Annotated in this window: 13 protein-coding genes; 1 reads left to right on the forward strand and 12 read right to left on the reverse strand. The window is 43.3% G+C overall.

Features of this window, described 5'->3' with window-relative positions; all coding sequences use genetic code 11:
- Positions 1–148: 148 nt before the first annotated feature.
- The 4 genes from QZL64_RS04280 to QZL64_RS04295 form a co-directional block, all read right to left on the reverse strand.
- Positions 149–1,207 (reverse strand): IS30 family transposase, encoded by a 1,059-nt coding sequence (locus QZL64_RS04280; protein ID WP_021840765.1) that lies wholly within the window; start codon positions 1,205–1,207, stop codon positions 149–151.
- 73 nt (positions 1,208–1,280) lie between these two features.
- Positions 1,281–1,448, reverse strand: a complete 168-nt coding sequence (locus tag QZL64_RS04285; protein ID WP_021840766.1) for a helix-turn-helix domain-containing protein — start codon at positions 1,446–1,448, stop codon at positions 1,281–1,283.
- Between the two features lie 15 nt (positions 1,449–1,463).
- Positions 1,464–1,742 (reverse strand): hypothetical protein, encoded by a 279-nt coding sequence (locus QZL64_RS04290; RefSeq protein WP_021840767.1) that lies wholly within the window; start codon positions 1,740–1,742, stop codon positions 1,464–1,466.
- A 120-nt stretch (positions 1,743–1,862) separates the two neighbouring features.
- Positions 1,863–2,120, reverse strand: coding sequence for a helix-turn-helix domain-containing protein (locus QZL64_RS04295; protein WP_021840768.1), 258 nt, complete (start codon positions 2,118–2,120; stop codon positions 1,863–1,865).
- 126 nt (positions 2,121–2,246) lie between these two features.
- Here QZL64_RS04295 and QZL64_RS04300 point away from each other — a divergent pair, with 126 nt between their 5' ends.
- The gene (locus QZL64_RS04300; protein WP_021840769.1) at positions 2,247–2,654 is read left to right on the forward strand and encodes a hypothetical protein; all 408 of its coding nucleotides are present in this window, start codon (positions 2,247–2,249) and stop codon (positions 2,652–2,654) included.
- Between the two features lie 223 nt (positions 2,655–2,877).
- On the opposite strand, the gene QZL64_RS04305 is transcribed toward QZL64_RS04300, so the two are convergent.
- Genes QZL64_RS04305 through QZL64_RS04340 form a run of 8 tightly spaced genes read right to left on the reverse strand, consistent with a single transcriptional unit; the run spans position 2,878 to position 6,640 of the window.
- Positions 2,878–3,678 (reverse strand): SH3 domain-containing protein, encoded by an 801-nt coding sequence (locus QZL64_RS04305; protein WP_021840770.1) that lies wholly within the window; start codon positions 3,676–3,678, stop codon positions 2,878–2,880.
- Between the two features lie 15 nt (positions 3,679–3,693).
- Complete coding sequence (locus QZL64_RS04310; RefSeq protein ID WP_021840771.1) at positions 3,694–4,041, reverse strand: hypothetical protein; 348 nt, start codon at positions 4,039–4,041, stop codon at positions 3,694–3,696.
- Between the two features lie 2 nt (positions 4,042–4,043).
- Positions 4,044–4,391, reverse strand: a complete 348-nt coding sequence (locus QZL64_RS04315; protein ID WP_021840772.1) for a hypothetical protein — start codon at positions 4,389–4,391, stop codon at positions 4,044–4,046.
- Positions 4,392–4,402: 11 nt separating this feature from the next.
- Positions 4,403–4,735: a hypothetical protein gene (locus tag QZL64_RS04320; protein ID WP_021840773.1), complete on the reverse strand. Its 333-nt coding sequence runs from the start codon at positions 4,733–4,735 to the stop codon at positions 4,403–4,405.
- Between the two features lies 1 nt (position 4,736).
- Positions 4,737–5,075, reverse strand: a complete 339-nt coding sequence (locus QZL64_RS04325; RefSeq protein ID WP_021840774.1) for a hypothetical protein — start codon at positions 5,073–5,075, stop codon at positions 4,737–4,739.
- Between the two features lie 23 nt (positions 5,076–5,098).
- Complete coding sequence (locus QZL64_RS04330) at positions 5,099–5,248, reverse strand: XkdX family protein (protein WP_021840775.1); 150 nt, start codon at positions 5,246–5,248, stop codon at positions 5,099–5,101.
- 2 nt (positions 5,249–5,250) lie between these two features.
- Positions 5,251–5,451 (reverse strand): hypothetical protein, encoded by a 201-nt coding sequence (locus QZL64_RS04335; RefSeq protein ID WP_296309306.1) that lies wholly within the window; start codon positions 5,449–5,451, stop codon positions 5,251–5,253.
- Positions 5,444–6,640 carry an RNA-directed DNA polymerase gene (locus tag QZL64_RS04340; protein WP_296309308.1) on the reverse strand — a complete coding sequence of 399 codons (1,197 nt, stop codon included), beginning with the start codon at positions 6,638–6,640 and terminating at the stop codon, positions 5,444–5,446. The genes QZL64_RS04335 and QZL64_RS04340 overlap by 8 nt, the downstream gene beginning before the upstream one ends.
- Positions 6,641–6,736: the final 96 nt, after the last annotated feature.

Genomic DNA, 6,736 nt, shown 5'->3' on the forward strand with positions numbered 1-6,736 from the left:
AATTGAAAAATTTCAACCTTTTTTTCGACAAAATTTCACTTTCAGCATTTTGTATAATTCCATTCTACTTATGTTGTTAATTTTGCATATATGCCCACATACCTTTAGGGCTGGCGTGATTGTCAGCCCGTTTTTATCCTCATTCAATCTATGCAAGTTTCCTTATCTCTTCCTCAAACACTTCTGCCGCGCTGCGATATCCATGTATCCGGCGCGGATACCCGTTTATCCAGTCCTCTACCTCTTGTATCTCTTCCTCTGTCTTTCCGTCAAAGTTTGTGCCTTTCGGTACTTTGCGGCGTACCATCTTATTTGTTACCTCATTTGTTCCGCGCTCCCATGAGCTATAAGGATGACAATAGTATAGCTTTGTCCGTTTCTCTCCCTCATTGATCGCTGATCTCTCCAGCTCTTCGCACAGCGCAAACTCCGTGCCGTTATCTACTGTGATACTTTTAAAGACTTGTTTAAAAAGTTCTCCCCATTTTTTCTCTAATGTATCTAAAGCCGTTACTACTGCCCCTGCCGTGTGATCTGGTAACTTGAATATAATTTCATCCCTTGTTTTTCTCTCCGTAAGTGTGAGCAGAGTATTTTTAGATTTTTTCTTTTGTCCTATTACGCTATCCATTTCCCAGTGTCCAAACTCTTCCCGGCTCTCTACCTCTTCCGGGCGTTTCTCTATGCTTTCCCCTGCCTCTGCTCTCTTCTGCTGTTTCCTTACTTTTTTATACTGCCTCTTTTTGTTTGCCTTAACTGGCAAATCCTTGTTTGATAATTTAAGGAATATTCCTTTGTCTATGTAGCTGTAAAGCGTAGTTGTGCATATCTTTGTATCAAACTCCGCCCACTTTCCCTGTGCTGTCAACTGCCCCAGCACTGCTGCCGGGCTGTAATCCTCGTTAATGATTTTATCCTCTATGTAATTTGCCAGCTTAATATCATTACCTATTTTAAGCTGTGTTCCGCGTACCTTTAAATTTTCCTCATACTTCTGCTGTGCAAGGTCTGCGCTGTATCGCATTTCTGTTGTATAGTCGCTATTCAGATGCTCATATAGTCCGCGCTTGATCTCATTATATATAGTGCTCCTGTGTACTCCGATCATGCCCGCTATTTCCGCCTTTGAATGCCCAGCCTGTAATAATGCCTCTATTCTTATTCTATCCCTTTTCTGCAACTGTCTGCTGCCCTTTTTGTTCGCCATCCCTTGCCTCTTTCGTATCCATATTAAATTAAAAGCCGCAGATTGTCAAACTCTGCGGCTTTCATAAACTCTGTTATTGTCTGCCCTGTAATATTTTTTCTACAATTAGCTTTTCTATATACTTCGGGCATTTCCGTTCCCCGTTTTCCCAGTTCTGCAATGTCCTGTATGGTATCTCCAGCCAGTCCGATACCTCGCGCCTGCTCATTCCCTGCTTTTTGCGCGCCTCTTCTATCGTCATATCATCACTCCCCTTTTACATCTTGTGCCCTGTATTTCTTAACTCGTCTGTGTATTTTTCGTTATACCCTTTTCCGTAATATCTAAATATTACGCTCCCATCCTCGAATAATACCCAATCGCAATTTGTATCATTCTTTATTCCATCTATTGCCTCTTCTTTTGTCATTTTCGGAAACATTTTTTCTACATATTCCGCCGCTGCTTCTATTGTGTCAAATCCAAAAACCTCGCCGCCCTCGTCTTTGCACTCTACAATGTAATCATGTTTTTTTAATCCTTCTACCGCTTTCATGTTTCAACGTCCTTTCTTCCGTCTCTTTTATTGTAATCTTATTATATACCCATTGAGCTTGTTTGTCAATGCTTTTATACTCATTGAGCCATTTTCAACAAAAAATAAAACGCTACAGCATTATTGTTGTAGCGCTTCATCTTCTGCGGTCAGCCATTCCATGCTTACGCCCAGCACTTTTGCAAATATTTTCAGCTCATAATCTGTTACAAATCTTGTGCCTATCTCTATTCTGCTTATGCTGTCGCGTTCCAGTGTTATCCCCTGTGTCTGTACTCTTGCCGCAAGGTCTGTTTGCGTTATGCGCTTCTCTGCTCTCGCCATTTTAATGCGCCGCCCGCAAAGGTTTTTCTTTCCTTTGTAGCTGTAAATTTTCATCTTTTACCTGTTCCCCTGTCCACCACTTGTTAATAATCAGAATTTTTCTTGACTTTAACACATTCGCCGCCTAAAATTGTGTTAAAGGTCGGAAACGATATCTTTTAAGGAAGAGAGGTCTATTTTATGGGATTGTTTAAAAAGAAAGAAAAGCCCGAAAAACAGGCGGTCTGTGATGTCCGGGCAAATAATCTGTTTGGAAAGATGTTGCTTGACGGGGAAAATATAGAGATCAGCATAGACGGAAAGTGTGAGGCTGAAAATCTTGTCTTTTCCGTAGCTGTTTTATCCTTAACGAACAAGCGTTGTTTTTACTACAAACAGGACGGCAACCAAACTGCTACGGAAAGTGTTCTTTTTGATAAGATCATATCCGTTGAGCAGATTTCCGGCTTTGAAAAAAAGATGGGGAATTACATAGGAATAAAATTGCAGACAATAGACGGAAAAGCGCGGGTTATCCGCTGTCTCAACAATTCCGAAAATCAAAACAAAATCAATACTATTATTTTTGAGCTTCAAAGCAGATCGTAATTTAAGAGCGGGAATGGTTGTTGTGCCATCCCGCTCTTTTTTCATCCTCTCATTATTTCCAGTGCTGTATTTACGTTCTCTTCGCTTAAAAGCTCGCTGCAAGCTCTCTGCTGTGCGTCTCTTCCTGCTTCTGTGTCGTATGCCGGGCACTCTGCGCAACTCCTGTTATTGCTGCCGCAAATCACAAGCGCTGCCAGAATTTTCCCAGCCTCTTCCCGGTTCATCATACTTTTTTCAAATACTGGCTGGAACAAAATCCCGTGATGCCGTTATATGTAACGTACAGCCATTTTACACTGCCGACTTTCGTATAGTATCCATAGCACTGTACCGTTTTCCCGTTCGGGATTGTTCCTAATGACTTCTTGCCCGTTCCCGCCCCGGCTCTGATATTCAGCGCGGATGCCGTCACTTTATACGTTCCTGCCAGCGACTTATCAAAATCCTGCGCTGCCTCTGCTTTTGTTGAGGATGATACAGAACCGGAACTGTTGCCGCCTCCTGTGCTTGCTCCTGCCTTTGAACCGTTTGAAAGCACAATAGCGGTGTGCCCGCTTGCCAGCAGAATATCCCCGCGTTTCAGATATGCGTCAGAGGTTAAGTATTTGCTCGCCGTGAGTATCTCAAATTTTCCTGTTGCATTAAGCGCGCTCTTTTCGTTTCCTGTGTAAATGTCCTTGCTTACCGTAATTCCGGCAGCATTGACGCATACAGCTACAAGGGCGCTGCAATCCGTTTCACAAGCCGTAGTAATCTTGCTTAAATCCCACCCGCAGGCTTTCGCCTGTGTATAGAGCGTTGTGCGCTGGTACTGATCGTAACCAATTTTATTGTTCGCACAAGCCTGCTCCATAGCCTTTGCGATCTTCTCCGCGTGCGTTGCGCTCTTTGGTCTAATTACGCAAATCCACGGTTTATTGTACCAGCTCCTTGTACAAACCTCTTTCCCGGTCTGATCTCCAGCACTTCCGCCCTGCGCTTTCCCTCTCTCGTCAATAGATGCATGTCCAATTTTTACAGCCATATTCTTCTCCCGCTTTTATTCTTCTTTTGTAGTTCCTGCCAGCAGTTCCCTTATCTTTTGTAAAGTCTCGTTGATCTGTTTATACAAATTATCGTAACCGAACATAGCCGCATAACATACGAGAAGCCCGACAACTACCGCTGCCAGCCAGTAATACCATAACATTACAATGCCAAAATACTGCGCCAACGCTGCCGCCGCTACTACCGTTGATACAACGGCTACAATCATTACCCATACCTGTACCGGGAATTTATCCCATGCCACTACTTTTTTTGTGATCGCAACAATGATATTTACCCATAACGTAAGTACCATTACTGCAATCAAAACCACTGCTGCTACAAAAATAATCTTCTCCATTTTCATTTCTCCATTTCTTCGCTTTCGTCCTCTTCTGTATTTCCAAACTGCCCCCATAATTTCGGGTATTTTTTCATTATCCAGTCAAATATCAGCGCCCCGGCTAATACGACTGGCAGCCCTACCCACATTATTCCTACTAAGATACTTACGACCAGCGCAATTATGCAGTATCCCCACCGCCCGATATTATCCATATCCTCGTAATACTCCGGGTATTTCTCCCTTTCTTCGTCTTCCTTTTTTCCTGTCCATAACAGGAAAATCCCCGTTGCTGCAAATGTCAGTGCTGCGCCGATCAGATACACGGTTAAAAGAATTTTCCAGTATGCCAGTATAAAATCAAGCATCTTTGCGCCTCCTATCCCTGCGCTTCTTCCTCGTTCTCTGTCTGCTGTACTTCCTCCGTCCTGTTGCTTTTTACGATCTTGCAGGCGTTTTCTACACCCGCCTTAATCATGTAACCGCCTACTACCACCCGAAAAGTTTCGTTTGCCTCTGTAATAAGCGTTGTAATTGCCGCCGTGTTTCCTAAAAACTGTACTTCCTGCCAGCTTATGAGCATAGCGAACACAAACGAAACGGCGTATAGAATTGTTACCGTCCAGACTACTTTCTTACTGAACTCCCACAGCCAGTTTATTGCCGCTGTTCTTCTTTTTCTTCTTGTTGTTCTTTTCTGCCTTGTTGCCATTTCAATCCTCTGCTCTCTCCGGCGTGTCGTTCCCATCCACGGGCGGCAGCTTCATAAATCTTTCGTGCATGGCGTGTGCTACGTCATTTCCTCCTAATGCTTCATATGCTTTATATGCCTTTTCCTCTGCCTGCTTTGCCCATACTGGCGCGCTCCCTCTGTCCTCGTATCGCAGGCAGAAATCTATAATTTCCTGCCTTAATAGTGCCTGTACTCCCTCTCTTAGTGCTTTATTCTGTGTGCGCTCCTTTTTCAGCATTGCGATCAGTACGCCATACCCTGCTGCAAATACCCACGCCACCCAGTTAGAGGATACATAATTTATGATATCTTCCACCATTTTCTGCCCCTGTTCTCCGTCCTTTACTCGGTGTATTTCTCTTTTGTGATTTCTTCATACTGCTGCTCTGTAATTCCTCGCCCGGCTAATTTCTTTTCAATCTTTACCCAGCCTTTCAGCGTATCTTTTGTAATGTATCCCATCTCGTACTTTCTTTTTAATGCTTCGTACATCCTTATGCCCCCTCTACTCCCATCAGTTCAAGTGTGATCTGTGTTTCTGCCTGCGCAAGCTGTAATGATGCAATTTCCTGCATAATCATTGTTGTGACCGGGCTTGTAAGCGCTGCCTGCTGCTGTTCATACTCCGCTTTATTCTGTGTGCACTCTTCATATACCCATTTCTTTCCCGTCTCTTCTCCCTCTTCGTCAAGCACTGTCTGCTGGGTAATGTTCCGGCGCATATATACCGTTTCCGGGCTGCTCGTTATGTCCAGCTCCTTTGGTTTTTCTTCTGCCGTGCTTTCTGCGCTGTACCATTCCATTCTTTTCGTTCTCCTTTCTTGCGTGCTTAGAAACAAGTGTTTTAAGCACTTTTATTTTGATATAAGGCTTTATGTATCTTTCGTAATATGCGTAAGTATCACTGTGCCACATCCAGCCCATACGCGATAAGAGACACGCCGCATCTACCCACGTTATTTTCCCTTTTCTGCGCACTCTATTGGTTTTCGCCCGGATGCCCTTCAAGATGCTCTTTCGTAATACTGTTCTGTCTCTGTAAAACTTAAATCCCATAAAATCAAGCGGTCTGCCTCTGTGCTTTCCTTTACGGTCTATATAGTCAAATCTGAATACTTGCCAGTTCTTCTTAATCTCCAGCCCCAGCTCTTCATGTACGAATTTCTCTATTTCTTTCCTTGCCCGGTGCAGTTCCTTTTTATTGTTTGAGAATAGTACCATATCGTCCATGTATCTTATGTAGTGCTTTATCCGCAGCTTTTCTTTTATAAAATGATCTAAAGGCTGTAAATAGAAATTCCCGAACCATTGAGACGGGTAATATCCCAGCGGCAGCCCCGGCGCGTGACTGTCGATAATGAGAAATAATTTCTTCTGTAAATCCCTGTCTCTGATCTTCCTTTTAATCGCTTTCTTTAACCGCCTATGTGGTACGCTTTCAAAGAAATGCCGGATATCCAGTTTATAAATATATTTACAATTCCTGCCGTCCTCCCGTATCCATCTTTCAACCGTCCTTTTGCCTCTGTGTACGCCTTTCCCCGGTATGCTCCCGTATACGTGGTAGTACATTCCGCGCATTGCAATAGGTACGAAAACACGCATAATAGCATGATGTGCCATCTGCTCATACATATATTTCGGCTTAACGATCTTTCGCGTTTTCTTGCAGGAATTTTCCTGTATGGTCTTTGTATTATGCCGTTTCGGTATAAAACTGTTATTTCTTAATTTTTTATCTAAAATTCTTCTGTGCTTCTCAATATCCGCTTTTACTATCGCCGCCTCTTCTCTCTTGCTTTTGCCTTTTGATGCTTTGTAAATGTCTTTTATCTGCTCTTCTGGTATGTAAATCGCATCACTCACGTTATTAAAACTTATCATCTGCAATTCTCTTTCTTATCGCCTTGCGGTACTTCGCCACGCTATACAACTTTAGGCTTTCTTCCTACGGCTACCATACCGCACCTAACGCGGCTG

Source organism: Veillonella sp. CAG:933 (genome assembly GCF_000431435.1).
In the GTDB taxonomy this organism is placed as follows: Bacteria; Bacillota; Negativicutes; order Veillonellales; family Veillonellaceae; genus Veillonella_A.

What these genes read in the sequence shown, in the direction of transcription:
- QZL64_RS04340 (WP_296309308.1), bottom strand. Translation starts at nt 6,640, where the DNA reads ATGATAAGTTTTAATAACGTGAGTGATGCGATTTACATACCAGAAGAG.
- QZL64_RS04330 (WP_021840775.1), bottom strand. Translation starts at nt 5,248, where the DNA reads ATGTACGAAGCATTAAAAAGAAAGTACGAGATGGGATACATTACAAAA.
- QZL64_RS04320 (WP_021840773.1), bottom strand. Translation starts at nt 4,735, where the DNA reads ATGGCAACAAGGCAGAAAAGAACAACAAGAAGAAAAAGAAGAACAGCG.
- QZL64_RS04295 (WP_021840768.1), bottom strand. Translation starts at nt 2,120, where the DNA reads ATGAAAATTTACAGCTACAAAGGAAAGAAAAACCTTTGCGGGCGGCGC.
- QZL64_RS04315 (WP_021840772.1), bottom strand. Translation starts at nt 4,391, where the DNA reads ATGCTTGATTTTATACTGGCATACTGGAAAATTCTTTTAACCGTGTAT.
- QZL64_RS04300 (WP_021840769.1), top strand. Translation starts at nt 2,247, where the DNA reads ATGGGATTGTTTAAAAAGAAAGAAAAGCCCGAAAAACAGGCGGTCTGT.
- QZL64_RS04305 (WP_021840770.1), bottom strand. Translation starts at nt 3,678, where the DNA reads ATGGCTGTAAAAATTGGACATGCATCTATTGACGAGAGAGGGAAAGCG.
- QZL64_RS04310 (WP_021840771.1), bottom strand. Translation starts at nt 4,041, where the DNA reads ATGGAGAAGATTATTTTTGTAGCAGCAGTGGTTTTGATTGCAGTAATG.
- QZL64_RS04285 (WP_021840766.1), bottom strand. Translation starts at nt 1,448, where the DNA reads ATGACGATAGAAGAGGCGCGCAAAAAGCAGGGAATGAGCAGGCGCGAG.
- QZL64_RS04280 (WP_021840765.1), bottom strand. Translation starts at nt 1,207, where the DNA reads ATGGCGAACAAAAAGGGCAGCAGACAGTTGCAGAAAAGGGATAGAATA.
- QZL64_RS04290 (WP_021840767.1), bottom strand. Translation starts at nt 1,742, where the DNA reads ATGAAAGCGGTAGAAGGATTAAAAAAACATGATTACATTGTAGAGTGC.
- QZL64_RS04325 (WP_021840774.1), bottom strand. Translation starts at nt 5,075, where the DNA reads ATGGTGGAAGATATCATAAATTATGTATCCTCTAACTGGGTGGCGTGG.